This window comes from Ancylobacter pratisalsi (genome assembly GCF_010669125.1).
GTDB lineage: Bacteria > Pseudomonadota > Alphaproteobacteria > Rhizobiales > Xanthobacteraceae > Ancylobacter > Ancylobacter pratisalsi.
The window spans coordinates 3,450,500-3,476,075 of the sequence record NZ_CP048630.1; the positions used below are offsets into that span (position 1 = coordinate 3,450,500).

The window sequence follows — 25,576 nt, forward strand, 5'->3', positions numbered from 1 at the left end:
AAGGCCCGGCACCGTACCGCGCCTCGAAAACAAGGCTCCGGTTGAATCCCTTTGAACCTGAAAGCCTAAAGGGCCGAACCGCAGCTTGCCGCGTTCATGCGCGCGCGGATCGCGTCACGTGCGCTGCGCTCACGCACCATGGAGCGAATGAGCACGATACCTTCGTCGCTGGGCGATTCCACGACCAGGCGATCGGCGGCGGTCACTTCGCTGTTCTCAGGCAGCGCGGCCTTCTGCATCGTGTTCATAAGGTCCAGCTCGATAACCCGGCGCCCGGCCGAGCGGTCGTTGATGGCGTAGAAGGGCAGACCGAAGCGGGTGTAGAAGGACACTGAGGTGTAGTCGTCGGTTGTCGGCACCCGTACCTTAAGCGGCCCCTCGCTCAGATCATAAAGACACACCGCCGAGACGAAGGCGGGATCCGAATCCGGAAGCACCGCTCCGAACGCGTCGGGGTCGTCGATCTGCGCGAACATGTTGATGCTGCCGACGGCAGAGAGCCGCGCGTAGGCGTCCTGCTCCGCGTAATAGGGCAGGATCAGCACCGCCACCAGATGCACGATGACGCCAAGGACGAGGCCGGCGAGAACCGGCAGGGCGAGCCATTTCATCGGGGTTTCCTCACGATCCCGACCACGGACAGCGCTCGGTCACAAGGCGCGGCATTTCCGGTGCATCGCTGGTGCGGCTGGCGAGGCCGACGGGGGTGTCGTAGAGCCGGAGTGTCAGGACGATGCGATCGCGTGCGCCGGTCGGCAGCCAGTTGCCGGCGCGGGCGCGGGGGCCGAGGGCGATGTCCAGCGTGCCGTCGCGGTTCCACACCACCTCCGTGCTGGTGAAACCGCTGCGCATGGCCGCGTTGTCGATGAGCCGGCCGCGCGCATCGGTTACGGTCAGCGTCCAGAACCGGGCCTGCGGGATGCCGCCGGTAAGGCGGATGTCGCACCGCCCGTCCAGCGCGGCGCCGCTGCTGTCGGTTCGGGCGACAAAGGCGAGCCCGTCGGCGAGCTCAAGCGGGAGCTCACCCGCCCGCGCCAGCGCGGCGCGCGCATAGGGATCGGCTTCCTCGGTCCCGGCCTTCGGCCAGGCTTCCCAGGGACCGGATCGGATCAGACCGGGGCCGTAGCCGTTGACCGTGGTGACCCAGGTCAGGCCAAGGCCGACGGCGGCGCCGATGACAAGCGTCAGGAGAAAGAAGAAAGCACGCACGGCACAGAGCAATCCGGTGAGACGGGAACGCCCTCATCGATGGGCGCGTGGGGCGCTGGGGTCAATCGTGCTGGCCTTCAATTGCTGCCGGTCGGCGATATGTCGGGATCCCGGCCGGCGAGGATACGGTCTTGCTCCAGCGCGGCGGAGGGGCGGGCGAGAGGTTGGCTGGCGGCATCGCGCATCCGGGCGGACAGTCCCATCAGACGCTCGGCCGCCGCCGGCGAAAGCGTCACGGGCCGCTTCACGCCATCGATTTCGAGCAGCGAGGCCTGGGCGATGGCATTGCTTGTCGGCGCCGGCTGATCGTCGAGGCCGGGCGTCGGCTTGATCTCGATGCCCTGATGAGCGAACGCCATGACCTTCTGCCAGGTCATGGCCGGCAGGGAACCGCCGGTCATGCGGCGGGTCGAGGTGTAGTCGTCATTGCCGAACCAGATCGCCGCCGCGTAGTTACCGGTGAAGCCGACGAACCAGGCATCGCGATAGGAATTGGTCGTGCCCGTCTTGCCCGCTACCTTGACGCCGGGAATGATCGCGCGGCGGGCGGTGCCGTGTTCCACGACGCTGTTCAGCATCGGGTTGATCATGGCGATGATCTCGGGCGGGATGACGCGCTTGGGTTTTCCACCGTCCTGCGCGAAGTTCCACACCGGATCGCCATTGGGCGTGCGCATCTCGATGACGGCGTGCGGGTCGACGGCATAGCCGCCATTGGCGAAGACGCAATAGGCGGTCGCCTGGTCCAGCACGGTGACCTCGGCCGCGCCGAGCGGCAGCGAGCGGGTGATCTTGAGTTCGCTTTTCACGCCCATGGCGTGTGCGAGATCCACGATCCGGCCGCGTCCGATCGACTCCGCGAGCTTGACCGCCACGGTGTTGAGCGAGCGGGTGAGGGCGGTGATCAGGGGAATGCGGCCGGCATAGGAGTGGCCATAGTTCTGTGGGCACCAGTTGCCAATGCAGATCGGCCCGTCCACCACCATGGTCTGCGGCGTGTATTTACCCGTCATCAGGGCGGCGGTGTAGACGTAGGGCTTGAACGAAGAGCCGGGCTGACGCAGCGCATCCGTAGCCCGGTTGAACTGGCTTTCGCCATAGTCGCGGCCGCCGACCATGGCGCGCACGGCCCCGTTCGGCTCCATCACCACCATGGCGGACTGGCTGGCACCGTAGTCCTTGCCGAACTGCTTGAGGCTGTCGCGAATGGCGGTGTCGGCGGCCTTCTGGATATTGGGATCAAGCGCCGTCCGGACGACGAAGGAGCGCTCCGAATAGCTTCTGGGCAAGCTGTCGACGATCGACTTCACCTGATCGAACGCATAGTCGAGATAGTACTCGGGAACATCCTCGCGCTTGCGGTCGATCGGGGTGGCCGGGTTGCGGCGGGCGCCGAAAACCTGACCTTCGGTCATGAAACCGGCATCGACCAGATTGTCGAGCACCACGCTGGCGCGGCCGCGCGCGGCGGGCAGGTTGACGTGAGGGGCAAATTTGGACGGGGCCTTGAACAGGCCCGCCAGCATCGCCGCCTCCGCCAGGTTCACGTCGCGGGCGGACTTGCCGAAATAGTACTGCGCGGCAGCGTCGACGCCGAAGGTGCCCCCGCCCATATAGGCGCGGTCGAGATAGAGCTTGAGGATCTGGTTCTTGGTGAGATGAAACTCCAGCCACAGCGCCAGGAAGGCTTCCTTGATCTTGCGCTCAAGCGTCCGCTCGTTGGAAAGAAACAGGTTCTTCGCGAGCTGCTGGCTGATCGACGAGCCGCCCTGGACCACGCCTCCGGCCCGCGCATTGGACAGCACGGCGCGGAAGGTGCCGGGGATGTCGATGCCGAAATGCTCATAGAAGCGCCGGTCTTCGGTGGCCAGCACGGCCTTGATCAGATGGTCCGGGAATTCCTCCAGCGGCACGGTGTCGTTGTGACGGATACCGCGTTCGCCGATGGTGTTGCCGTAGCGATCGAGAAACGTCACCGACAGTTCCGAGCGCTTGAGCCAGTCGTCCGAGGTCTCCTGGAAGGCGGGAATGGCGAGCGCGAGCATCAGCACCGCCCCGACCGCACCCCAGGTCATGCCCTCAGAGGCGATCTCGACGCCCCAGCGCGCGGGACCCTGGAGATTGAAGCGCTCGGTGAAGGCGACGAAGCTTTGCCAAAAGGCCCGCAGGCGCACGCCGCCCATGTAGATCGTGCTGTCGATCCAGGAATCGATGGCGAGCAGAACGTTGCGCAGACGCTTGCCGCGCGACCGCGTGCCGGGAGGCGGCACGGCCTCCTTCGGGTCTTCCGGCATGTCGGGGTTCGGCGTCTCACTCAAGCCCGGTACTCCATGGGCGCTCTACCCGGCCCACTTTCGCGGGGCCACTCTCGAACCTGAACCACCCTCGACCAGCGGCGGCGTCTGACCTTATAGACGAGACGTCCACGCAGGACGAGGCCATCGGCGGGCTCGCCTTGTGGCACGGTGAACGCTATCTAAGCACGGGCGGCCGGTTCGTGAAGCGCGGCCCTCTCTGTTACGCACCCTCTCGCGGAAGCTTGATGACCTTAAAGACGACCGAGCCGTTCTGGCGCACCAAGACCCTCGACCAGATGGATACCGCCGAGTGGGAAAGCCTGTGCGATGGCTGCGGGCGCTGCTGCCTTGTGAAGCTGCAGGACGAGGACACCGAAGCGATCGCCTACACCGACATCGGATGCCGGCTGCTGGACGACCAGGGATGCCGGTGCCGGGACTACCCGAACCGGCAGGCGCAGGTGCCCGACTGCGTGCGCCTGACGCCGGAGACGGTGCGGGCCATCGACTGGCTGCCGCCCTCCTGCGCCTACCGCCTCATTGAGGAGGGGCGCGACCTCTACTGGTGGCACCCGCTGGTTTCCGGTGATCCTGAAACCGTTCATGCCGCCGGCGTGTCGGTGCGGGACAAGGTGGACGCCGCCGAGGACGAACTGCCGCTCGAGGACTACATCGACCACATGGTGCGCTGGCCCCTGCGCCTGCCGCGCGCGGCGGCGCGGCGCACGCGGAGCTGAGGCCTCACAGCGCCAGCACGCTCGCGTCGACCTGCTCGATGTCCTTGGTGCCGGTCAGCGCCATGGAGACGTCGAGTTCCCGGCGCATGATCTCGATCGCCTGGGCGACGCCGGCCTGGCCTCCGGCCGCGAGCGACCACAGGAAGGCCTTGCCCATCATGCAGCCGCGGGCGCCGAGCGCGCGGGCCTTGAGGATGTCCTGGCCCGAGGTGACGCCGCCGTCGAACCAGATCTCGCTCTTGCCGCCACCGATGGCGTCGACGATGCGAGGCAGGGCCGAGATGGACGAGACGGCGCCGTCAAGCTGACGCCCGCCATGGTTCGAGACCACGATGGCATCGGCCCCGGTTTCGGCCGCGATCTTCGCGTCCTCAACGTCGAGCACGCCCTTCAGGATCAGCTTGCCCGGCCAGATCGAGCGCACCCATTCGACGTCCTTCCACGACAGCGAGGGGTCGAACTGGCCGGCGATCCACTGCGACAGGGTGGTGAGGCTGTCGGCGCCGGGCACGCGCTCGGCGAGGTTGCCGAAGGAATGGCGCTTGCCCATGAGCACGCTCAGCGCCCAGGCCGGCTTGGTGGCGATGTCGATGGCGTTGGCCACCGTCAGCTTGGGCGGCACGGACAGGCCGTTCTTGATGTCCATGTGGCGCTGGCCCTGGATCTGCAGATCCAGCGTGAGCACGAGCGCGGAGCATTTGGCGGCCTTGGCGCGCTCGATGAGGGACTCGGAGAACTTGCGGTCCTTCATCACATAGAGCTGGAACCAGAACGGTTTGCTCACGGCGCCGGCCACGTCCTCGATGGAGCAGATCGACATGGTCGAGAGGGTGAAGGGAATGCCGGCGGCGTGGGCGGCGCGGCAGCCGTGGATCTCGCCGTCGCCATGGAACAGGCCGGTCAGGCCGGTGGGCGCGATGGCCAGCGGCAGGGCCACCTTCTCGCCGATCATCGTGGTTGCGGTCGAGCGGTCCGACACGTCGATCATCACGCGCTGGCGCAGCGGGATGGCGGACAGGTCCGCCTTGTTGGCCCGGATCGTCGCCTCGTCATAGGAGCCACGATCGGCGTAATGGAAAACAGCGCGGGGAACCTTGCGCATCGCGATGGCGCGCAGGTCCTGGATGTTGGTGACGACCGTCATGGACGAGGTTTCCAGATTTCAGCCCGGCACCGGTGCCGGGCGTGCCCAGGGAGAGCCGCCCCTGCGCTCACACCACAGGCCCGAGGGCCGGCGGAGTGCCGCGACGGTCAGTTGGTTTGGTAAGAAAAAATTACCATGTATGTCAACGGGTCAAGATCTCGATCCTTGGTTGAACATTGCTGCCTCGGCGGGCATAAGATTTTGAACGAGAAGGACTTGGCCGGCAACGGGCAGATCGGCCAGCCGCGAGCTGGCGGAACGACGGGGGTGCACATGGTCGAGGGGCTGCGCGCGCCGAAGCTGGCGGAAGCCATCGCCGAGCACATCGAACGGCTTATTCTGGAAGGCGTGCTGCGGCCCGGCGAAAAGCTCGCCAGCGAGCGGGAGCTGGCCGAGCGGCTGGAGGTCTCGCGGCCCTCGCTGCGCGATGCGCTGCAGATGCTGGAAGGGCGGGGCCTGCTTGCCACCAGCCGCGACGGCACGCGGGTAACCGAGTTTCTGTCCGGGCTCACCGATCCGCTGGCCGGCCTGCTGCAATCCAACGACCGCGTCACCGCGGACTATTTCGAATTCCGCGCCGCCGTGGAGCGAACCGCGGCGGGGCTTGCCGCGCGCCGCGCCAGCGAGCCCGAGCGGGCGGCCATTCGCGAATGCCTGGCCGAAATGGAGGCCGCCTCTCGCGAGCAGAGCAGCACCCGCGAGGCCGAGGCCGACATCGTGTTTCACCGGCTGATCTACGCCGCCTCGCATAATCTGGTCATTCTCCACGTCATGCGGGCGTTCTCGGAAATGCTGCGCCGGGATATTTTCTTCAATCGCACCAGCCTGTTCGCGCGCGAGGACCTGAGCGCCGGGCTTCTGGCTCAGCACCGGGAGATCGCGGAGGCGGTGCTGAAGGGCGACAGCGGGGCGGCCGAGGAGGCGAGCCATCGCCATCTCGCCTTTGTCGGCGCCAGCGTGGAGGAGTTCCGCCGCGACGAGGAGCGCGCCGACCTCGCCTTGCGCCGGCTCAATCGCTCCACCCTGCTGGGAAGCTAGCCCGCCGCGCGCTGGCCGGCGAACTGGCCGCCATAGGCGCGCTGGGGAACGCCCAGCGTCTGTTCGAGGATCAGCTGGCACACCTTCATGCCCGCCCGCAGCCGGATCGGGCGGGGGCCGAGATTGATGATCTCAAGCTGGATGCGCCCGGTGGAGCCGGCGTGGATGGTGGGTGCGGTGAGGTGGACGATGAGGCCGATGCGGGCGAGGGAGCTCTTTCCCTCGACGCGGGCGGCGAGCCGTCCGGCGGGGCGAAGGTCGACCCGCTCATGGGTCCAGCCGAGAACGAGGCGTCCGGGATCGAGCACGAAACCGTCCGGACCGATCTCGATATCGTCGGCCATGGTGCAGATCGCCTCGCTGAAACGGTACCCCGGACGGGCCGGATCGATGACCGGATCCTCGCCGGGCGCGGGGTCGCGATACAGGCTCAGGCGTGAATCCAGCCGGAGGTCGACGCCGTTGGGCGCATAGAACTCCATCGGCGGCGCCGGCTCGATCACGAGCAGGTCTTCTTTCAGGGCGTCGAGGATGTCGCGGTCTGTCAGGATCACGGGTGGCAGGTCTCCCGGCTGGGGGACAGAATCGGTAGCATGGTTTGCCGGGCCGGGCGAGCGCGGGACAAAAAGCCGTGGAATGCCGAGAAGAGCTTGCGCGATTGCAAGTTCATTCCCGCCCGATTGTGGTTAGATTGATACTGATCAGTATCAATTCGCGATGCCTCAAGCGACCACAGCCGGAGTTTTCTCTATGACCGATCGTTCACCCGTCAAGCTTCTCGGCATTTCCGGCAGCCTGCGCGCCGGCTCGTTCTCGACCGCCGTGCTGGAGGCGCTGAGCGCCGCACTGGGTTCCAATGTGCAGATGAGCGTGTTCCGTCTCAACGATGTCGCGCTCTACAACCAGGACGAGGACAACGAGCACCCGCCGGCGGGCGCAGCGGCGCTGCGGGCGGCGATCGCGGCGGCGGACGGCGTGATCCTGGCCTCGCCGGAATATAATTACGGCACCACCGGCGCGATGAAGAACGCCATCGACTGGGGTTCGCGCCCCTATGCGCGCGGCGCGCTGCTCGGCAAGCCGGCGCTGGTCATCACGTCCTCGCCCGGCTCGACCGGAGGCATCCGCGCCCAGGCGCAGCTTCGCGAGACGCTGTCGGCCGCCGGCGCGCGCGTGGTGCCCTATCCCCACCTCGCCATCCCCGGCGTCGCCGAGAAGGTGAAGGACGGCGTGTTCGTCGACGACAAGACGCGCGAGTTCGTGCTGGGCGGCGTCAACGCCCTGCTCGCCGAGATCGCGCTCATCGCCACCAAGGCGGCCTGAGGGCGCGCGATGTCCGGGCGCGCGGCGCAGGAACGGGCGGGGCGCGAGAAGACCACCGCCCCGCGCTGCCCGAGCCGGCGCACGGAACGCGGCACGGCGGCCTGCGCCGAGCTGCGTCGGGTCGCCGCCGAGATGTTTCTCGCCCACGGCTATGACGGCACCCACCTCGACGCCATCCTCGCCGAGGTGGGGGGCTCCAAGACCAATATCTATGCCTTCTTCGGCGGCAAGGAGGGCTTGTTCGAGGCCGCGATCGCCCACGCCTGCGCCGACATACTGGCGCCGCTGGAGGAGGTGGCGCTGGACGGCCTGTCGCTGGAAGACGGGCTGACCCGGCTCGGCCGCGCGATGCTCGACCTGGTGCTCACCCCCCGTTCCGTGGCGCTGTACCGGCTCGCTATCGGCTGCAGTGCGCGCTTTCCCCGCCTCGGCGCGGTGTGGTTCGCCAGCGGACCGGCGGTGTCGCAGGCCGTGGTCGCGCGCTTTGTCGCCGACCGGCTGCACGCCGCCGCGCTTCCCGGAGCGGCGCCCCCTTCCGCACACGCGTCCCCGGACCTGTCGCCCGACCATACGGACCCGTCCGGTCGCGATCCGGCACTGCTGGCGCGGCTGTTTCACGACATGACGGTGCAGGAGCTGCTGTACCGCGCCCTGTTCGAGCCGGCAGCGGGGGAGGATGCCCGCACAACGGCCGCGCGCTTGGCGGCGCGGGCGGTGGTGGCGCTGTTTGTTACGCGAAACATTCGAGCTGACCAAGAATCGATATAGTATGCTGATTTGGTATATTTAATCGTGGTTTCCGATGGATAATTATGATTCCATAATATTGCCGTCTAAATTGAAGATCGAAAGATCAAGACGTCATATCGACGAATTAAATGTAACTATAAAAAAATATTTGAATCTTAGGCCTTTTAGATTATTTAGACGTTTTGATCCCAAAAAGAAAATTGGTTATATTATAGTTAAAACCTTAATTCCTATACCATAATCAATATCAATTATAATTGGAGATGTATTGCATAATATAAGATCATCATTAGATATTATTATTTTTTCGATGATTGGAAAAAATTCAGATAAAATTCGTGAATTGTACTTTCCATTTTCGTATAATTTAGAATCTTTTGAGAAGCAGCTAATTAATGGATCAATTAAATATGCTGGAAATGAGGTTATTAATGTATTAAAAGATATTAAACCATATAATGGAGGTAATAATTTACTGTATAATATTCATAGACTAAATATAATTGATAAGCATCGTTTGTTGATAATATCCCATCGTGTTGCAGTGCTTACTGATCGTCAAATGTCTGAATTGATAGGAATTAAAATAATAAATGGAAATTTTATATTTAATGGAATTGGTGATGAGTTGGTCAGGGTGTCCTTGAATATTCAAGGGAATCGGAAAGAGCGGCGGACCGTTCGTTCCAAAGGTTCTTTTGATGTTGAGTGCGAAGGAGATGTGAAATTTTATTTAGGATTTGCCAAAGGTCAACCTTGCGCGGGGCAGGACGTAGTTGAGACGTTGGCGCAGTTTGCGAATCTGGCGGAAGCTACGGTGGATAGACTGACGCGAGCATATTTATCCCCCAGCAACCGGTTTCCGACCTAGGAAAATAGTCCTTGACAGCGTAACGCTGGCCGGGTAGGTTTTGGGCATGCTCCACAACTGTGTCGAGACGCAGAGCTTTCGGCGCGGGTGTCCGGCTTTCGGGTCGGGATGAACGCGTGGGTGGAGCGGGTCGCCCCGTGCAGGGCGAACCCTTTGATTTCGCAAGCCGGCCGAGAGGCCGGCTTTTTTATTTTCCGAACATGGTTCGCCGGCTCCGGCCTGCGAACCTCCGTCGTCGGGGGGTGCGATGTCGGTTCCGGCACGAGCCATCTCGCCGGAGGCGCTCGACGAGGCGCGCCGGCTCTATGAACTCACCAGCGTTCCGGTGCAGCAGGTGGCCGACATGCTCGGCATTGCCAAGAGCACCCTGAACAAGAGGGCGCGGCTCTGGGGCTGGCAGCGGCGCATGGCGCGCATTCCGGGCGGACCGATGCCGGGCCTTGGGCCGGGGTCTGCGCCGGATGCCGGGCCTGCTTCGGTGCTGCTTTCCTCGTCGGCGGGCGACCGGGTGGCCAGCGAGCGGGTGGGGCTGGCGGCGCCGACCTCGCGTCGTGCCCTGATCGGGCGGCTGGTGAAGCGGGTCGAGAACGAAATCGCCGCCGTGGAGCGGCTGGTGGCCCGCGCCGGGCTTTCCGCCGACGGGGCGGCCGAGGCGGAACGGGCGGCGCGCACGCTCGCCATTCTGGTGCGCTCGCTGCGCGAACTGGCGGCGCTGGAAAAGAACGAGCCGGGCGGGGATGAGGATGACGCAGGCCTGCGCGACGCCGACGCCTACCGACGCGAACTTGGTGAAACTCTTGAACGCGTGCTGGCAGGACGGACGGCTGGCTGAAGTCATCGCCGCGCTCGATGCCGGCACCATGGAATGGCTGGCCCATCACTGGCCGCTGCTCGGGCGCGCCTCGCAGCAGGCGCCGGCAACGGCGCAGGGTGGGGGCGACTGGCTGACCTGGCTGGTGCTGGGCGGGCGCGGCGCGGGCAAGACCCGGGCCGGTGCCGAATGGGTGCGCGCACTGGCGCTTGGCCATGACGGGCCGAAGGCCGGGCGGATCGCGCTCATCGCCGAGAGCCTCGGGGATTTTCGCGAGGTGATGGTGGAGGGCGTGTCGGGCATTCTCGCGGTGCATCCGCGTGCCGAGCGCCCGACCTGGGAGCCCACGCGGCGGCGGCTGGAATGGCCCAATGGCGCGGTGGCGCAGGGCTTTTCCGCCGACGACCCCGAAAGTCTGCGCGGGCCGCAATTCGACGCGGCGTGGTGTGACGAACTGGCCAAATGGCGCTACGCGCAGGCCGCGTTCGACATGCTTCAGTTCGGGCTGCGGCTGGGACGCCGCCCGCGCCAGATGGTGACGACCACGCCGCGACCGACCAGCCTGGTGCGGGCGTTGCTCGCGGATCCGCGCACCGCGGTGACGCGGATGGGTACGGCGGAGAACGCCGTGCACCTGGCGCCGACCTTCCTCGAAGGCGTGGTGGGACGCTACGCCGGCACACGGCTTGGCCGCCAGGAACTGGAGGGCGAGCTGGTGGAGGACCGGCCGGATGCGCTGTGGACCCGTGAGGGGCTGGAGAGCGGACGGCTGGCCGCGCCGCCGCCGCTGATACGGATCGTGATCGCGGTCGACCCGCCCGCCTCCTCGCGCAAGCAGGCGGATGCGTGCGGCATCGTCGCCGCGGGAATTGACCGCGAGGGGGTGGTGCATGTGCTGGCGGACGAGAGCGCGCAGGGGTTGACGCCCTCGCGCTGGGGAGCGCGGGCGATCGCGCTGTTTCACAGGCTGGAGGCCGACCGCGTGGTGGTCGAGGTCAACCAGGGCGGGGAGATGGTGCGCACCATTCTCAACGGGCTGGACCCCGGCGTGCCGGTGGCCGAGGTGCGTGCGACGCGCGGCAAGTGGCTGCGCGCCGAGCCGGTGGCCGCGCTTTACGAGCAGGGACGGGTGCGCCATGCCGGCGCCTTCCCCCAGCTTGAGGACGAATTGTGTGATTTCGGCCCCGAGGGGCTTTCCAACGGGCGCTCGCCCGACCGGCTCGACGCGCTGGTCTGGGCGGTGACGGCGCTGGCGCTCGGCCCGAAGGAGACCGCGCCGCGGGTGCGCCGGATGTAAGCGCCCGCGCCGGGCTGAAGCGGGCGCGGTGCATGGGTTTTCCTCGACCACGGAGCCTTTCATGAAGCTCTTTCCCTTTCGCCGTCCTTCGGCACCGCCGGAGGCGAAGGCCTCGCGCACCCAGGGGCTGGTGGCGCTGATTTCCGGCCATCGGCCGGTCTGGACGCCGCGGGACTATGGCGCGCTGGCCCGCGAGGGCTACCTGCGCAACGCGGTGGCGCATCGCTGCGTGCGGCTGGTGGCCGAGGCGGTGGGACAGGTGAGCTTCACGCTGCTCGACGCCGGGCGCGAGGTGGGCGACCACCCGCTTACCGAGCCGCTGGCGCAGCCGAGCCCGAAACTCTCCGGCACCGCCTTTCTTGAGGCGCTGTCGGCGCATCTGATGATCGCCGGCAATGCCTATGTGGAAGCGGTCGCGATCCAGGGCGAGCCGCGCGAGCTTCATGTCCTGCGCCCCGACCGGATGCGCGTGGTGCCGGGCGCGGATGGCTGGGCGGAAGCCTATGAGTATTCCGCCGGCGGGCGTGCGGTGCGCTTCGTGCAGGAGGGGCCGGGCGTGCCCCCGATCCTGCATGTGGCGCTGTTCAACCCGCTCGACGACCATTACGGCGCCCCGCCGCTGGAGGCCGCGCAGATCGCGCTCGACCTGCACAACGCGGCCGGCGCCTGGAACAAGGCGCTGCTCGACAATGCCGCCCGCCCTTCCGGCGCGCTGGTCTATGGCGGCAGCGGCAATCTTTCCGACGAGCAGTTCGAGCGGCTGAAGGAGGAGCTGGAGGCGAATTTCGCCGGCGCCGCCAATGCCGGGCGCCCGCTTCTGCTGGAGGGCGGGCTGGACTGGCGCCCGCTCTCGCTCAGCCCCAAGGACATGGACTTCCTGGAGGCCAAGAACGCGGCGGCGCGGGAGATCGCGCTCGCCTTCGGCGTGCCGCCGATGATGCTCGGCATTCCCGGCGACGCCACCTATGCCAACTATGCCGAGGCGAGCCGGGTGCTGTGGCGCCAGACCGTGCTGCCGCTGGCCCGCCGGCTGGGCAACGACCTCGCCGGCTGGCTCTCGCCCGCCTATGGCGAGACGCGGCTGAGGCTGGAGCCCGACCTCGACGCCATCGAGGCGCTGAGCACGGAGCGCGAGGCGCTGTGGCGGCGGGTGAGCGAGGCGAGCTTCCTGACCGACGACGAGAAGCGCCAGGCGGTGGGCTACGGCATCGCCGGCTAGCGCGTTCGCCCCATTGCATTTTCCCGCCACCGCCGAGCCGGACGCCACCGATGCAGACCCTTATCGACGCCTTCGCCGCGAAGGCGGATCTCGCGCATCTGGCGCTGCTGATGTGGGCGCTGGGCGCTTCCACGCTGGCGGGGACCGCGATGCGCGAGCTTGGCCGGGCCTCCCGGCGCTTTGACGACTTCGTGCGCGAGATCGCGCGCTTCAACGCCACGTTCGGAGACCAGCCATGAAAGGCACACCCCGCATACGGGCCTTCCTGCCCAGCCGTCCGCGCCTGCCGGCCCCGAGCCGGGCCGGCGACGCGCCGCAGGTGTTCCGCGAGTTCGGCCGCACGCTCGGCCGGCTCGAACGCGCCGCCGCCACCCGCAAGCCCAAGGGAGGCAAGGACGGCGCATGAGTGCATTCGCGATCCACAAGGCTCCCGCGATCGAGACCAAGGCCCAGTCGGGCGCGCTGGCGGCGATCGAGCCCGATGGCAGCTTCGAGGGCTATGCCGCGCTGTTCGGCCGGGTCGACCTCGGGCGCGACCTGATCCTGCCCGGCGCCTTCACCCGCTCGCTCGGCGAGCGCGGCGTCTCGGGCGTGCGCATGCTGTTCCAGCATGACCCGGCCGAGCCGATCGGGGTCTGGACCTCGATCCGCGAGGATGGGGTCGGGCTCCAGGTGCGCGGCCGGCTGACGCTGGATGTCGCCCGCGCCCGCGAGGTGCTGGCGCTGATGCACGCGGGAGCGATCGACGGGCTCTCCATCGGCTTTCGCGCCGTCGAGGGGCGCACCGACCCGCGCAGCCGGGTGCGCCGGCTGGTCCGGATCGACCTTTGGGAGATCTCGGTCGTCACCTTTCCGATGCAGCCCGATGCCCGCATCGCCGGGGTGAAGGCGGGCGCCCGCAGCCTCGCCGCCACGATACGGCGCGGCGCACGGCGGCTGCGCACGCTGCCCGGCCTCGTACCGCTGCCGAGCTGATGAGCGGCTGACACGGCCGCTTTCCACGATGCCTTTCCCACGACATGCCCTTTGAACAGGAACATGAGACACATGGATCCCAAGCATTCCGCTTTCGAGACCAAAGCCGCCGTTGAGACCAAGCACCTCGCCGGCCCGGAAGTGAGCGCGGCCTTCGAGGAGTTCATGGGCGCCTTCGAGGCGTTCAAGGACGCCAACGACCAGCGCCTTTCCGAGCTGGAGCGGCGCGGCGGCGACCCGGTGACCACCGACAAGGTGGAGCGTATCAACTCCGCGCTCGACACCCAGAAGGCGCTGATCGACGAACTGGTGCTGAAAGCCCGCCGCCCGGCGCTGGGCGGCGCCGGCGACCTGGTCTCCGACATCGCCGCCCGCGAGCACAAGAGTGCCTTCGACGCCTATGTCCGCCATGGCGAAACCGCCGGGTTGAAGCGGCTGGAGGCCAAGGCGCTGTCCGCCGGCGTCGGCGCCGATGGCGGCTATGTGGTGCCGGGCGAGACCGAGCGCGAGATCGGCCGGCGGCTCGCCGCGCTGTCCCCGATCCGCGCCATTTCCGATGTCCGGGTGATCTCCTCCGGCACCTACAAGAAGCCGTTCATGACCTCCGGCCCGGCGGTGGGCTGGGTCGCGGAGACCGCGGCGCGCACCCAGACCACCAGCCCGGTGCTGGATGAGCTGAGCTTCCCGGCGATGGAGATCTACGCCATGCCGGCGGCGACGCAGACCCTGCTCGACGACGCGGCGGTGAATATCGACGAGTGGCTTGCCATCGAGGTCGAGGCCGCCTTCGCCGCCCAGGAAGGCGCCGCCTTCGTGATCGGTGACGGGGTGGGCAAACCCAAGGGCTTCCTGGCCTATGACACCGTGGCCGAGGACAGCTGGGAATGGGGCAAGCTCGGCGTTGTCGCCACCGGCGTCGATGGCGATTTTCCCACCGCCAGCCCGGCCGATCCGCTGGTCGACCTCGTCTATGCGCTCAAGAGCGGCTACCGCCAGAACGGCAGCTTCGTGATGAACCGCCGCTCGCAGGGCGCGGTGCGCAAGCTGAAGGACGAGAACGGCCAGTATCTGTGGGCCCCCCCGCTCGCCGCCGGCCAGCCGCCGAGCCTGATGAACTTCCCCGTCCATGAGGCCGAGGAGATGCCGGACATCGGCGCCGACAGCCTGTCGATCGCCTTTGGCGACTTCAAGCGCGGCTATCTGGTGGTGGACCGCGCCGGGGTGCGCGTGCTGCGCGACCCCTATTCGGCCAAGCCCTATGTGCTGTTCTACACCACCAAGCGGGTGGGCGGCGGCGTGCAGGACTTCGACGCCATCAAGCTGCTGCAGTTCGCGGCCTGAGCGGGCGAGCGGCCCGCATGACGCGCGGCTAGCGCTGCATGGCCCGCGTGGTGGCGTCAATCCAGGCGCGCTGGGGACCTACCAGCGTCGCCCCGGTGACGCCGCCGCAGCCGCGCGCGCCGCCCGCCGCGGTGGACCAGCCGATGATGCCGGCGACCTCGCCGTCGAGATAGACCGGCCCGCCGCTGTCGCCGGTGCATCCCCCGCGCGCGGGCCCGTCCGACAGGCGAACCATGATGCCGCCGGTGGTGCCGATGCTCGGCAGCTCGGTGGTGCGCAGCTGCCCGCCCGAGGCGCCGTCGCCATCCTTCGTCACGCCATAGCCGGCGAGGGTGAAGGCGGTGCGGCGGGCGGGCAGCGCCATCTGCGAGGACAGCCGCGCCGGATGGAAGCTTGCGGGCAGGGCTTCCGTCAACCGGACCACGGCGAGGTCCGGGGTCGGCCGCCGGGTTTCGAAGGAGTGCGGGTCGAACGAGGGATGCAGCGCGATCCGCGCCACCGGGATCAGCTTCGGGTTTGAGCCCTCGAACACCAGCGCCGCATAGTCCGCCGCCGGCTGCACGCAGTGGGCGGCGGTGAGCAGCACGCCCGGCGCCAGCACCACACCGGTGCAGAAGGCGCCGCGCGTCGAGGTGATCATCACGACCTCGCTCTTCAGCGCCGGGTCCGCCGGGCGTCCGCCAATGATGGCGTGCGCGGGCAGGGCGAGCGCCATCGCGCCGAGGGCGGCGAAGGCGAGGCAAGCGAACAGACGGCGCGCAAAGAGCGATCGGACGAAGTGCGGGCGAATGGGGAGCGGGACGCGCATCGGGACTTCCGTGTGAGGGACCGCCGCCGTTCTGGCGTCCAGGGCCGGGCACGTCAATCGCCGCCGCTTCCCGCAGACACCACCATCCGGAGATCCATGATGCCTGCGATCCTTCTCACCGGCCCCGCCGCCGAGCCGCTCACGCTTGCCGAGGCGAAGACCTATCTGCGCGTCGACCATGACGGCGAAGACGCCATGATCGGCTCGATGATCACCGCCGCACGGGCCACCGTGGAGGCCCTGACGCGGCGGGTCCTGATCGACCAGAGCTGGCGCATCGTGCGCGATGCCTGGCCGGCCTCCGGCCTCATTCCGGTGCCGGTGAACCCGCTGAAGGCGATTACCGGCGCGCATGTGATCGACGCCGCGGGCGCCGAGATCGAGGTGCCGCTGGCGGCGCTGATTTCCGATACGGCGCGCCTGCCGGGCCTGATCCGGGTCGAGCGGTGTGCGGTGCCCGAGCCGGGCAGGGTCCTTGCGGGTATCGCCATCGACGTGGTGGCGGGCCATGGCGCGGATGCCGACCATGTGCCCTCGCCGCTGGTGGAGGCGGTGCGGGTGGTGCTGGCGCACTTCTACGAGCACCGCGACGAGCCCGGTGCCGGCGCCGCGTTTCCCGCACGGCTGGACGCGCTGGTCGCCCCGTTCCGGGTCACGCGGCTATGAGCGGGATTTCGGAGCTGCGGCATCGCTTCATTCACCAGGTGCCGGTGGAGACGCCGGACGGCATGGGCGGCGTGAGCCGGAATTTCCTCGCGGTGGATTCGCTCTGGGGGGCGGTGGAGACCTCTGCCAGCGCCGCCGAGATCGCGGACCGTCCCGGCGCGGTGCTGACCCATCAGGTGAACGTACGCGCGCCGGCCACGGTGCAGCCGGGCGACCGGCTGCTTCTGGGGGCGCGGTGCTTCCTGGTCGAGACGGTGCACGACCGCGACGGACGCGGTCGCCGCCTTGTCTGCGGCTGCCGGGAGGAGACACCATGAAAATCGACATGCGGCTGAAGGGTCTCGCGGCGCTGCGGCGCCGGCTGCTGCAACAGATCGGGAGACGGCCATGAGCGCGGCAACGGCGCTGCGCGGGGAGCGGGTCTACGACGTGCCCCCGGCCTCGCCGGAATTTCCCTATGTCACGCTTGGCGAGGCGCAGGTGCTGGACTGGTCGACCGCCACCGAAGCGGGCGAGGAGCACCGGCTGACGCTGCATGTCTGGTCGCGGCAGGGCGGGCATGGCGAGGCCCATGCGATGGCTCACCTGGTCCAGCAGGCGCTGCACGACGCGCCGCTGACGCTGGCGGGCGCCCGGCTGGTCAATCTGCGCTTCACCCAGGCCGACATCCGCCGCGAGGCCGGCGGGCGGACCTACCACGGGCTGGTCCGGTTCCGCGCCGTGATCGAGACGGCCTGACGGCCGCGCGGGCGGCGTCTCCCGCCAGCATGGTTAACACAACCTTTACGCCGCGCAGATCGCGGCCAAGCAGGAAAGGATCCGCCCATGGCGGCGCAGAAGGGCAAGGACCTCTTGCTGAAGATCCACGACGGTGCGGCGTTTTCGACGGTGGCCGGGCTGCGCTCGCGCCAGATCGCCTTCAATTCCGAGACGGTCGACGTGACCCACGCCGAGAGCGCGGGGCGCTGGCGCGAACTGCTGGCGGGGGCCGGGGCGAAACGGGCCTCGATCTCGGGCTCGGGCGTGTTCAAGGACGCCGAGTCCGATGCGCTGATCCGGCAGACGTTCTTTGACGGGCTGATCCGCAACGCGCAGCTCGTGGTGCCCGATTTCGGCACCCTCGCCGGGCCGTTCCAGATCACCACGCTGGAGATCGCGGCCGAGCACGATCGGGAAGTCACCTTCGACATCGCGCTGGAAAGCGCGGGCGAGATCACCTTCACCGCGCTCTGAGGGAGGCTGGCATGGCGAACCGGCATCGCGGCGAGATTTCCGCCGAACTGGACGGGCGTGCGCGCACGCTGGTGCTGACGCTTGGGGCACTGGCGGAGCTGGAGGATGCCTTCGGCGCCGACGATCTGGTGGCGCTGACCGAGCGGTTCGGGCACGGCCGGCTTTCGGCCCGCGACGCGATCCGCGTGGTGGGCGCGGGGCTGCGCGGGGCGGGGGAAGAGGTGAGCGACGCGATGGTGGCGCAGATGCGCGCGACCGGCGGCGCGGCCGGGTTCGCCCGTATCGTCGGCGAGCTTATCGCCGCGACCTTCGGCGCCGGGGAGGGCGCCGCACCCGCCCCTTTGCCGCATCCGCCGACCGGCTGAGGCCACCGGCCCGCAGGGAAGGGCGCACGCCGTTTCCCTGGGCCGAGGCGATGGCCTTCGGCCTGGGGCGGCTGGCGCTGTGCCCGCGCGACTTCTGGCGAACCACCCCGCGCGAACTGGCGGCGGCGATGGAGGCCGTGCTCGGCCCGGCCCGCGCCCCGCTCGACCGGGCGGGGCTCGCCGCGCTGATGGCGCGATTCCCCGACACGCGGCGCGTCACCGCGCCCGCCCCGCCCACCTCGCCAATGGAGAATGATGATGGCCGACATCGATAGCGGCGGCGCCGTGGACGGGCTGACGGTGGAGATCACCGCCGACACCTCGGCCTTCCGGCGCGAGATTTCCGAGGCCGAGCGGCTGGCGCGCGGCTTCGGGCGCGTGGTCGGCGACGCGCTGACCGGGGCGGCGCTGAAGGGGCGCGAGACCGACGATGTGTTCCGCTCTCTGGTGAGCCGGCTGTCCACGCTGGCGCTCGATTCGGCGTTCCGGCCCATCGAGCAGGGCGTCGCGGGGCTGTTCCAGAGCCTCACCGGCGGCGCGCTCGGCTTTGCCCATGGCGGCGTCGTCAGTGCCCTGCCGGGCGGAGGGCGCGTGGTGCCCTTCGCGGCCGGCGGCGTGGTGTCGGCGCCGACTTATTTTCCCCTCGCCGGCGGCCGCACGGGCCTGATGGGCGAGAGCGGCGCCGAGGCGATCCTGCCACTCCGGCGCGGGCCGGATGGCCGCCTCGGCGTCGCCAGCCAGGGGCAGGGACGGGCGACCCATGTGACGGTGAACGTCACCACGCCCGACCCGACCTCGTTCCGTCGCTCCGAGAGCTATCTCGCCGGCCTCGTCGCCCGTGCCGTGGCGCGCGGCGAAAGGAGCCTGTGATGGCCGCGTTCCATGAGATCCTGTTTCCGCTCGACATCGCGCTCGGCGCCGCGGGCGGGCCGGAGCGTGCGACGGAAATCGTCACCACGCTGACCGGGCGCGAGGAGCGGAACACCCGCCTGCAGCATTCGCGCCGGCGCTGGGATGCCGGCTACGGCGTGACCTCGCTCGACCAGCTCGCCAGCGTGGTCGCCTTTTTCGAGGAGCGGCGCGGGCGGCTCTATGGCTTCCGCTGGCGCGACCGGCTGGACCATTCGTCGGCTTCGCCGGCCGCCGCGCCGACGCCGTTCGACCAATTGCTGGGCACCGGCGACGGCACGCGCACCGCGTTCGCGCTCGCCAAGACCTATGGCGCCGCCCATGCCCCCTATGCGCGCCCCATCGCCAAGCCGGTCGCGGGCACGGTGCGGGTCGCGGTGGGCGGGGCCGAGCAGGTGGAGGGTGTCGCCTTTGCGGCCGACGCCGGAACGGGGGTGGTGAATTTCCTGGCCGGGCATGTGCCGCCCGCAGGGGCCCCGGTGACAGCGGGTTTCCTGTTCGACGTGCCGGTGCGCTTCGACACCGACTTTCTGGAAGTGAACCTCACCGCCTTCGAGGCCGGGGCGATCCCCCGCATTCCCGTGCTGGAGATACGCCCATGAGGGAGATGGCTGACGGCCTTGCCGCCTCGCTGGCGGCGGGCGTGACCACGCTGGCGCGGTGCTGGCGCCTGACGCGCGCCGACGGCGTGGTGATCGGGCTGACCGAGCATGACGAGGATCTGGTCGTCGACGGCACGCTTTTTCGCGCCGGTGGCGGCGTCGGCGGCAGCGAGGACCGCTCGACGCTCGGCTTCGCGGTGGGGGGCGGGGAGCTTTCCGCGGCGCTGACGAGCGAGCTGATCGAGGAGGGCGACCTTCTGGCCGGCCGGTTCGACGGCGCCAGCGTCGAGCTGCTGATCGCCGACTGGAACGTGCCGGCGGATTTCATCCTGCTGAGGCGCGGCACGATCGGCGAGGTGCGGCGCGAGAACGGGGCGTTCGTTGCTGAACTCCGAAGCCTTGCCACCCAGCTCAACGTGGTGCGCGGGCGGCTGTTCACCGCCGGCTGCGATGCGGATCTGGGTGACGCGCGCTGCGCCGTCGCGCTTGGGTCACCCGCCTATCGCGGGACAGGAAACATCAGCGCGGTGGAGGGCGCGGGCCTGTTCGTCGCCAGCGGCCTTGATGGCTTTGCCGGGGGCTGGTTCACCCAGGGGCGGCTCGAATTCACCAGTGGCGCCAATGCGGGCTTTGCCTGCGAGGTGAAGAGCCACCGGGCCGATGGCGGTGTGCGGCTGGACCTATGGCAGCGCCCGCCCGAGGCGCTGGCGCCCGGTGATGCCTTCACCGTGTCCGCCGGCTGCGACAAGCGCTTCGAGACCTGCCGCGACCGCTTCGCCAACACGCTCAACTTCCGTGGCTTTCCGCATATGCCCGGCAATGACGCGGTGCTTGCCGTCTCCCGCCCCGGGGAGGGCTGAGCATGGCGGAAAGCGACCTGCGCACGCGTCTGATTGCCGAAGCGCGCGACTGGATCGGCACGCCCTATCGCCACCGGGCCTCCTGCAAGGGGCATGGCACGGACTGCCTCGGCCTGGTGCGCGGGGTCTGGCGGCAGGTGCTGGGTCCGGAGCCGGAGACGCTCCCCGCCTACGCGCCCGACTGGGCCGCGGCCACGCGCGCGGAGCAGATGATGGAAGCCGGGCGGCGGCATCTCCGGCCGGTGCCGGTGGCGGACATCATGCCCGGCGACGTGCTGCTGTTTCGCTGGCGCGACCACCTGCCGGCCAAGCACGCCGCGATCCTGGTGACGCCGCAGCGCATGGTCCACGCCCATGACGGGGCCGCGGTGGCGGAAGTGTTCCTCGCGCCATGGTGGCGGCGTCATCTCGCCTTCGCCTTCGCCTTTCCCGAGGCCTGATACCGGCCTCGCGACATCCTATTCCAGGGACCCGTAACGATGGCCACACTTCTTCTCGGCGCGGCGGGAGCCGCGGTCGGCGGGGCGCTGCTCGGCCCTGTTGGGGCGGTCGCGGGGCGCGCGCTCGGCGCTCTCGGCGGCACGGTGCTCGACAATATGCTGGTCACACGGGGCCGCCATATCGAGGGGCCCCGGCTCAACGACATCGGCACCATGACGTCCACCGAAGGCGCACCGATTCCGCGCCTGTACGGTCGCGCGCGGATGTCGGGACAGGTGATCTGGGCGGCCCCGGCCGAGGAGGTGGTCTCGACCCAGGTCCAGTCCGGCGGGAAGGGCGGCACCAGCTTTGGCCCCAGTGCCACGACGACGACCTACAGCTATTTCGGCAGCTTTGCGGTGGGGCTGTGCGAGGGGCCGGTGAACCGGATCGGCCGGATCTGGGCCGATGGTCAGCTGCTCGATACGCAGGGTTTGACGCTGCGCCTGCATACCGGCGGGCCGGACCAGCTTCCCGATCCGCTGATCGAGGCCAGGGAGACCGCGCCGCCGGCCTATCGCGGGCTGGCCTATCTGGTGTTCGAACGCCTGCCGCTGGCGGATTTCGGCAATCGCCTGCCGCAGATCTCGGTCGAGGTGGAACGGGCGATCGGCGCGCTTGAGACCCGGCTGACGGCGGTGACGCTGATCCCCGGGGCGACCGAGTTCGGCTACGACACCCGCGAGATCCGCCGGGTCCAGCACCCCGGCGCCTATGAGCCGGAGAACCGGCACAACACGCTGGCCGACACCGATTTCGACGCGGCGCTCGACCACCTGCTGGCGCTGTGCCCCAATCTCCGGCGCGTGGCGCTGGTGGTGTCCTGGTTCGGGGACGACCTCAGGGCCGGCCAGTGCCGGATCCGCCCCGGCGTCGAGCGGCGCGACAAGACGACGAGTGCCGCGCAGCCGGTGGAGTGGCGGGTGGCGGGCGAAATTCGCCCCGGCGCCTATCTGGTGACCCAGCATGACGGCCATCCCGCTTATGGCGGTACGCCCTCCGACGAGAGCGTGCGCTATGCCATCGAGCGACTGAAGGCGCGGGGGCTGGCGGTCACGCTCTACCCGTTCGTGATGATGGACATTCCGGTCGGCAACACCCTGCCGGATCCCTGGAGCGGGGCGGGCACGCAGCCGACCTATCCCTGGCGCGGGCGCATCACCTGCGATCCCGCGCCCGGCCGGCCGGGCACGCCCGACGGCACCGGCGCGGCGGCGTCCCAGGTCGCGGCGCTGTTCGGCACGGCGGCGGCGGCGGACTATGCGATCGGCGGCGGACAGGTGATCTACACCGGCCCGGAGGAATGGACCTTGCGGCGCATGGCGCTGCATTACGCCAAGCTCAGCGTGCTGGCGGGCGGGGTCGAGGCGATCCTGATCGGTTCGGAGATGCCGGCGCTGACGCGGGTGCGTTCGGCCTCGGGGATGTACCCGGCGGTGAGCGCCTTCGCGGCGCTGGCCACCGATGTGAAGGCGATCGTCGGTGCGGGAACCAAGGTCGGCTACGCCGCCGACTGGACCGAATATGGCAGCCATGCCCTCGATGGCGGGACCGAGCTGCGCTTTCCGCTGGATCCGCTGTGGGCCTCGCCCGCCATCGATTTCATCGGCATCGACTGGTACGCGCCGGTCGCCGACTGGCGGGACGGCGACGCCCATCTGGACGCCGCGTCCTTCGCCAGCGGCTATGACCGCGCCTATCTCGCCGGCAATGTGCGCGGGGGCGAGGGGTTCGACTGGTACTACCCCGACGACGCGGCGCGGCTGGCGCAGAACCGCGTGCCGATCACCGACGGCGCCTATGGTGAACCGTGGGTCTTCCGGCAGAAGGACATCGCCGCCTGGTGGGGCAATGCGCATTTCGAGCGGGTTGGGGGGGTACGTTCCCCGACGCCGACCGCCTGGGTGCCCGGCGCCAAGCCGGTGCGGCTGACCGAGTTCGGCTGCGCGGCGGTGGACAAGGGCGCCAACCGGCCGAGCGTGTTTCCCGACCCGAAATCGGTCGAAAGCGGCGTGCCGCCGTTCTCCAACGGGCAGCGCGACGACCTGATGCAGCGCCGGCACCTGGAAGCCACGCTCGACGCCTTCGAGACCGTGGCGGCGAACCCGGTGTCCGGCCTGCCCTCCGGCCGCATGCTGGACACCGCCTCGCTCTATGCATGGACGTGGGACGCGCGGCCCTATCCGGTGTTCCCGCTGGCCGGGCAGGTGTGGGCGGATGGCGCCAACTGGGAGACCGGCCATTGGCTGAGCGGGCGGCTGGGTGCGGCGCCGCTTGCCGAACTCTGCGCAACCATGGCCGCGGATTTCGGCGTTGGGAACCTCGACAGCTCGACCTTGCGCGGCGTGGTCGACGGCTATGTCGTGGACCGGCCGATGAGCATGCGCGCGGCGCTGGAATCGCTGGCCGCCGCCTTCGCCTTCGATCTTGTCGGCGACGGGGCGGTGCTTCGGCTGCGCCCGCGCGGCGGGGCCGAGGTGATGAGCGTTCGCGACGACGACATCGTGGCCGGAGACGACGTGGCCGCGCCGTCCTTCACCCGTGCCGCCGAGAGCGAGCTGCCGCTTTCGGTGACGCTGAGCTTTCTTGACGGTACCGCCGATTATCGCCGCATCACCGCGGCCTCGCGCCGGCTCGCCGGGCAGGCCCGTGCCGATGCCGGGCTGGACATCGCCATGGTGGCGCCGAGCGGGCTCGCCTCCGGCCTCGCGGAGATGTGGCTACAGGATGCCTGGGCGGGGCGGGAGAGCGTGCGCTTCACGCTGCCTCCTTCCGCGCTGGCGCTGGAGCCCGGCGATGTGGTGCGCTTTGAACGCGACGGCCGTGCGCGGCTTCTGGAGATCACCGAAATCGAGGATCGGGAGGCGCGCGTGGTGAGCGCCCGGGGTATCGATCCGTCGATCTTCGCGCTGGCGGTGCGCAGCTCGCGCGCCGTGACCATCGCCCTGCCGCCGAGCCCCGGGCCGCCCGAGTTGATGGTGATGGCGCTGCCGACACTGTCGGCGTCCGAGCCGGCTCCCGTGCTGGCGCATCTGGCCGCCTTCGCCGACCCCTGGCCGGGCTCGATGGCGGTGTGGCGCAGCCTCGACGGGGCGAGTTTCCAGCGCGTCGAGACCGTGGCGGCGCCGACACCGATGGGCGAGACCGTGACCGAGCTGGCGCCCGGTCCCAACTGGCACTGGAATCGCGGGGCGACGCTGGAGGTCCAGCTCTATAGCGGGGCCATCGCGGCGGCCAGCGAGGAGACGGTGCTGGGCGGCGCCAATGTTCTGGTGCTGCTGGCGCCGGGCCGGGCGGCCGAGATCATGCAGTTTCAGGACGCGGAACTGATCGGCGCCATGCGCTGGCGGCTGCGGGGGCTGCTGCGCGGCCAGGTCGGCACGGAGGCGGCCTCGCGCGCGCCCTGGCCTGTGGGGACGCGGCTTGTGCTGTTCGATGACAATCTGGTTTCGGCGGCAACGGGGCTCGACCTGCTCGGGCGTGCCGTCACCTACCGGGTGGGACGCGCGGATCGCGACCATGGCGATGCCGGGGTGAGCGAGGTCTCGGCGCAGATCGGGCCGGCGGCGCTGCTGCCGCTGTCCCCGGTCCATGCCCGTGCCCGCCGCACCGGTGCGGGTGTCGAGATCAGCTGGATACGGCGCACGCGCATCGACGGCGACTCATGGGAGCTGCTGGAGGTGCCCCTGGGCGAGGCCAGCGAGGGCTATCTCGTCGAGGTGCTGAACGCAGGCGCCGTGGTGCGCTCCTTCACCGTGGGAACACCCGCGCTGCTCTATGCGGCAGGGCAGGAGATCGCCGATTTCGGCGCGCCCCAGAGCTTTCTCGACCTTCGCATTGCCCAGCTCTCCGCGAGCGTCGGCCCCGGCGCCGCGCTGGAGGCGCGGGTGCGGCCGTGATCGGTCGCCCGATTTCGTGACAGCGGACGGATTTCATCATGAGCGAGACCACACCCCTGCTGGCGCTGCCGCTGATCGCGGCGGCGCAGGCGCAGAAGCATGTGACCCATAATGAGGCGCTGATGCTGCTCGACGCGGCGACCCAGCCCGCCGTCATCGATCGCGGGCGCACCACGCCACCCGGGGCGCCAATGGCGGGCGATCGTCATCTCGTCGCGGCCGGCGCCAGCGGGGAGTGGGCCGGGCATGACGGCGAGATCGCACTTTACGACGCCGGCTGGCGCTACCTCCTGCCGCGCGCGGGGTGGCGGGTCTATGTCGCGGCCGAGCGGATCACGCTGGTGCACACCGGCGTGGACTGGTCCGACCTGATCGCCGGCACGCCCTCGGGGGGCATGGCGGCGCTACGCGCCAGCGAAATCGAGGTCGATCTGGCGGGCGCGTGGGTCGCCAGCGGCCTTGTCATTCCCAACCGAGCCATCTGCCTCTGCGTCGCCAGCCGCACTCTTGTCACCGTGACCGGTGCGAGCGCCTACGAGGTCGGCATTGCGGGCGAGAGCGACAAGTTCGGCGCCGGGCTGGGTGCCGCCGCCGGCTCCAGCAACATCGGCGTGATCGGACCCCAGGCTTTCTACGCCGACACGCCGCTGCGCGTGAGCGCCGTGGGGAGCGCTTTCACCGGCGGGCGGGTGCGGCTTGTCCTCACCACGCTTGCCTTCGCCATCTGACCCATCGGGAGCCT

Annotated in this window: 30 protein-coding genes; 24 read left to right on the forward strand and 6 right to left on the reverse strand. The window is 68.9% G+C overall.

All coding sequences use genetic code 11. The features are described 5' to 3' along the window. Window positions 1–65 precede the first annotated feature (65 nt). From G3A50_RS16215 to G3A50_RS16225, 3 genes are all read right to left on the reverse strand, one after another. Entirely contained in the window at window positions 66–611 is a 546-nt protein-coding gene (locus G3A50_RS16215) for a DUF1254 domain-containing protein (protein WP_163076224.1), read from the reverse strand. Window positions 612–621: 10 nt separating this feature from the next. Beyond that, entirely contained in the window at window positions 622–1,209 is a 588-nt protein-coding gene (locus G3A50_RS16220) for a DUF1214 domain-containing protein (protein WP_163076225.1), read from the reverse strand. Window positions 1,210–1,286: 77 nt separating this feature from the next. Next, on the reverse strand, window positions 1,287–3,503 hold the full coding sequence (locus tag G3A50_RS16225) for a transglycosylase domain-containing protein (RefSeq protein ID WP_210255322.1): 2,217 nt from the start codon (window positions 3,501–3,503) through the stop codon (window positions 1,287–1,289). Between the two features lie 248 nt (window positions 3,504–3,751). Between G3A50_RS16225 and G3A50_RS16230 the strand changes: the two genes are divergently transcribed. Next, window positions 3,752–4,243, forward strand: a complete 492-nt coding sequence (locus G3A50_RS16230; RefSeq protein WP_163076227.1) for a YcgN family cysteine cluster protein — start codon at window positions 3,752–3,754, stop codon at window positions 4,241–4,243. A gap of 4 nt (window positions 4,244–4,247) precedes the next feature. Here G3A50_RS16230 and G3A50_RS16235 read toward each other — a convergent pair whose 3' ends face one another. Continuing rightward, window positions 4,248–5,387, reverse strand: coding sequence for an alpha-hydroxy acid oxidase (locus tag G3A50_RS16235; RefSeq protein WP_163076228.1), 1,140 nt, complete (start codon window positions 5,385–5,387; stop codon window positions 4,248–4,250). 201 nt (window positions 5,388–5,588) lie between these two features. On the opposite strand from G3A50_RS16235, the gene G3A50_RS16240 reads away from it, so the two are divergent. Next, window positions 5,589–6,425, forward strand: coding sequence for an FCD domain-containing protein (locus G3A50_RS16240; RefSeq protein WP_246251785.1), 837 nt, complete (start codon window positions 5,589–5,591; stop codon window positions 6,423–6,425). On the opposite strand, the gene dcd is transcribed toward G3A50_RS16240, so the two are convergent. Then, entirely contained in the window at window positions 6,422–6,979 is a 558-nt protein-coding gene (gene dcd / locus G3A50_RS16245; RefSeq protein ID WP_163076229.1) for a dCTP deaminase, read from the reverse strand. The genes G3A50_RS16240 and dcd overlap by 4 nt on opposite strands. Before the next feature lie 196 nt (window positions 6,980–7,175). Between dcd and G3A50_RS16250 the strand changes: the two genes are divergently transcribed. From G3A50_RS16250 to G3A50_RS16290, 10 genes are all read left to right on the forward strand, one after another. Further along, the gene (locus G3A50_RS16250; protein WP_163076230.1) at window positions 7,176–7,748 is read left to right on the forward strand and encodes an NADPH-dependent FMN reductase; all 573 of its coding nucleotides are present in this window, start codon (window positions 7,176–7,178) and stop codon (window positions 7,746–7,748) included. 9 nt (window positions 7,749–7,757) lie between these two features. Next, window positions 7,758–8,516: a TetR/AcrR family transcriptional regulator gene (locus tag G3A50_RS16255; protein WP_163076231.1), complete on the forward strand. Its 759-nt coding sequence runs from the start codon at window positions 7,758–7,760 to the stop codon at window positions 8,514–8,516. 250 nt (window positions 8,517–8,766) lie between these two features. Continuing rightward, window positions 8,767–9,369 carry a hypothetical protein gene (locus tag G3A50_RS16260; RefSeq protein ID WP_163076232.1) on the forward strand — a complete coding sequence of 201 codons (603 nt, stop codon included), beginning with the start codon at window positions 8,767–8,769 and terminating at the stop codon, window positions 9,367–9,369. Window positions 9,370–9,616: 247 nt separating this feature from the next. Beyond that, window positions 9,617–10,201 (forward strand): hypothetical protein, encoded by a 585-nt coding sequence (locus G3A50_RS16265; RefSeq protein ID WP_163076233.1) that lies wholly within the window; start codon window positions 9,617–9,619, stop codon window positions 10,199–10,201. After that, the gene (locus tag G3A50_RS16270; RefSeq protein WP_163077740.1) at window positions 10,167–11,477 is read left to right on the forward strand and encodes a DNA-packaging protein; all 1,311 of its coding nucleotides are present in this window, start codon (window positions 10,167–10,169) and stop codon (window positions 11,475–11,477) included. Before G3A50_RS16265 ends, G3A50_RS16270 begins: the two co-directional genes overlap by 35 nt. A 61-nt stretch (window positions 11,478–11,538) precedes the next feature. Further along, complete coding sequence (locus tag G3A50_RS16275) at window positions 11,539–12,696, forward strand: phage portal protein (protein ID WP_163076234.1); 1,158 nt, start codon at window positions 11,539–11,541, stop codon at window positions 12,694–12,696. A gap of 50 nt (window positions 12,697–12,746) precedes the next feature. Beyond that, window positions 12,747–12,935, forward strand: a complete 189-nt coding sequence (locus tag G3A50_RS16280; RefSeq protein WP_163076235.1) for a hypothetical protein — start codon at window positions 12,747–12,749, stop codon at window positions 12,933–12,935. Further along, window positions 12,932–13,102, forward strand: a complete 171-nt coding sequence (locus G3A50_RS22410; RefSeq protein ID WP_170308643.1) for a hypothetical protein — start codon at window positions 12,932–12,934, stop codon at window positions 13,100–13,102. The genes G3A50_RS16280 and G3A50_RS22410 overlap by 4 nt, the downstream gene beginning before the upstream one ends. Then, the gene (locus G3A50_RS16285) at window positions 13,099–13,671 is read left to right on the forward strand and encodes an HK97 family phage prohead protease (RefSeq protein WP_163076236.1); all 573 of its coding nucleotides are present in this window, start codon (window positions 13,099–13,101) and stop codon (window positions 13,669–13,671) included. Before G3A50_RS22410 ends, G3A50_RS16285 begins: the two co-directional genes overlap by 4 nt. Window positions 13,672–13,743: 72 nt before the next feature. Then, a complete protein-coding gene (locus G3A50_RS16290) occupies window positions 13,744–15,012 on the forward strand; it encodes a phage major capsid protein (RefSeq protein WP_163076237.1) in 1,269 nt (422 codons plus the stop codon). Window positions 15,013–15,040: 28 nt separating this feature from the next. Here G3A50_RS16290 and G3A50_RS16295 read toward each other — a convergent pair whose 3' ends face one another. Continuing rightward, a complete protein-coding gene (locus G3A50_RS16295) occupies window positions 15,041–15,820 on the reverse strand; it encodes a S1 family peptidase (protein ID WP_163076238.1) in 780 nt (259 codons plus the stop codon). Window positions 15,821–15,919: 99 nt separating this feature from the next. On the opposite strand from G3A50_RS16295, the gene G3A50_RS16300 reads away from it, so the two are divergent. The 12 genes from G3A50_RS16300 (at window position 15,920) to G3A50_RS16355 (ending at window position 25,562) form a co-directional block, all read left to right on the forward strand. Then, on the forward strand, window positions 15,920–16,486 hold the full coding sequence (locus G3A50_RS16300) for a head-tail connector protein (protein WP_163077742.1): 567 nt from the start codon (window positions 15,920–15,922) through the stop codon (window positions 16,484–16,486). Further along, complete coding sequence (locus G3A50_RS16305) at window positions 16,483–16,803, forward strand: head-tail adaptor protein (RefSeq protein WP_163076239.1); 321 nt, start codon at window positions 16,483–16,485, stop codon at window positions 16,801–16,803. Before G3A50_RS16300 ends, G3A50_RS16305 begins: the two co-directional genes overlap by 4 nt. 70 nt (window positions 16,804–16,873) lie before the next feature. After that, complete coding sequence (locus G3A50_RS16310; RefSeq protein ID WP_163076240.1) at window positions 16,874–17,224, forward strand: DUF3168 domain-containing protein; 351 nt, start codon at window positions 16,874–16,876, stop codon at window positions 17,222–17,224. An 87-nt stretch (window positions 17,225–17,311) separates the two neighbouring features. Beyond that, window positions 17,312–17,719, forward strand: coding sequence for a phage major tail protein, TP901-1 family (locus tag G3A50_RS16315; RefSeq protein ID WP_163076241.1), 408 nt, complete (start codon window positions 17,312–17,314; stop codon window positions 17,717–17,719). An 11-nt stretch (window positions 17,720–17,730) separates the two neighbouring features. Further along, on the forward strand, window positions 17,731–18,084 hold the full coding sequence (locus G3A50_RS16320; RefSeq protein WP_163076242.1) for a gene transfer agent family protein: 354 nt from the start codon (window positions 17,731–17,733) through the stop codon (window positions 18,082–18,084). After that, window positions 18,081–18,359, forward strand: a complete 279-nt coding sequence (locus tag G3A50_RS16325) for a rcc01693 family protein (protein WP_281355859.1) — start codon at window positions 18,081–18,083, stop codon at window positions 18,357–18,359. Before G3A50_RS16320 ends, G3A50_RS16325 begins: the two co-directional genes overlap by 4 nt. Then, complete coding sequence (locus G3A50_RS16330; protein WP_425483477.1) at window positions 18,340–18,954, forward strand: phage tail tape measure protein; 615 nt, start codon at window positions 18,340–18,342, stop codon at window positions 18,952–18,954. Before G3A50_RS16325 ends, G3A50_RS16330 begins: the two co-directional genes overlap by 20 nt. After that, entirely contained in the window at window positions 18,954–19,595 is a 642-nt protein-coding gene (locus G3A50_RS16335) for a DUF2460 domain-containing protein (protein ID WP_163076244.1), read from the forward strand. Before G3A50_RS16330 ends, G3A50_RS16335 begins: the two co-directional genes overlap by 1 nt. Beyond that, complete coding sequence (locus tag G3A50_RS16340) at window positions 19,592–20,455, forward strand: DUF2163 domain-containing protein (protein WP_163076245.1); 864 nt, start codon at window positions 19,592–19,594, stop codon at window positions 20,453–20,455. The genes G3A50_RS16335 and G3A50_RS16340 overlap by 4 nt, the downstream gene beginning before the upstream one ends. A 2-nt stretch (window positions 20,456–20,457) precedes the next feature. Next, window positions 20,458–20,895 carry an NlpC/P60 family protein gene (locus G3A50_RS16345; protein ID WP_163076246.1) on the forward strand — a complete coding sequence of 146 codons (438 nt, stop codon included), beginning with the start codon at window positions 20,458–20,460 and terminating at the stop codon, window positions 20,893–20,895. 39 nt (window positions 20,896–20,934) lie between these two features. Further along, window positions 20,935–24,834, forward strand: a complete 3,900-nt coding sequence (locus G3A50_RS16350) for a baseplate multidomain protein megatron (RefSeq protein ID WP_163076247.1) — start codon at window positions 20,935–20,937, stop codon at window positions 24,832–24,834. 38 nt (window positions 24,835–24,872) lie between these two features. After that, entirely contained in the window at window positions 24,873–25,562 is a 690-nt protein-coding gene (locus tag G3A50_RS16355; RefSeq protein WP_163076248.1) for a DUF2793 domain-containing protein, read from the forward strand. The last annotated feature ends 14 nt before the right edge of the window (window positions 25,563–25,576 follow it).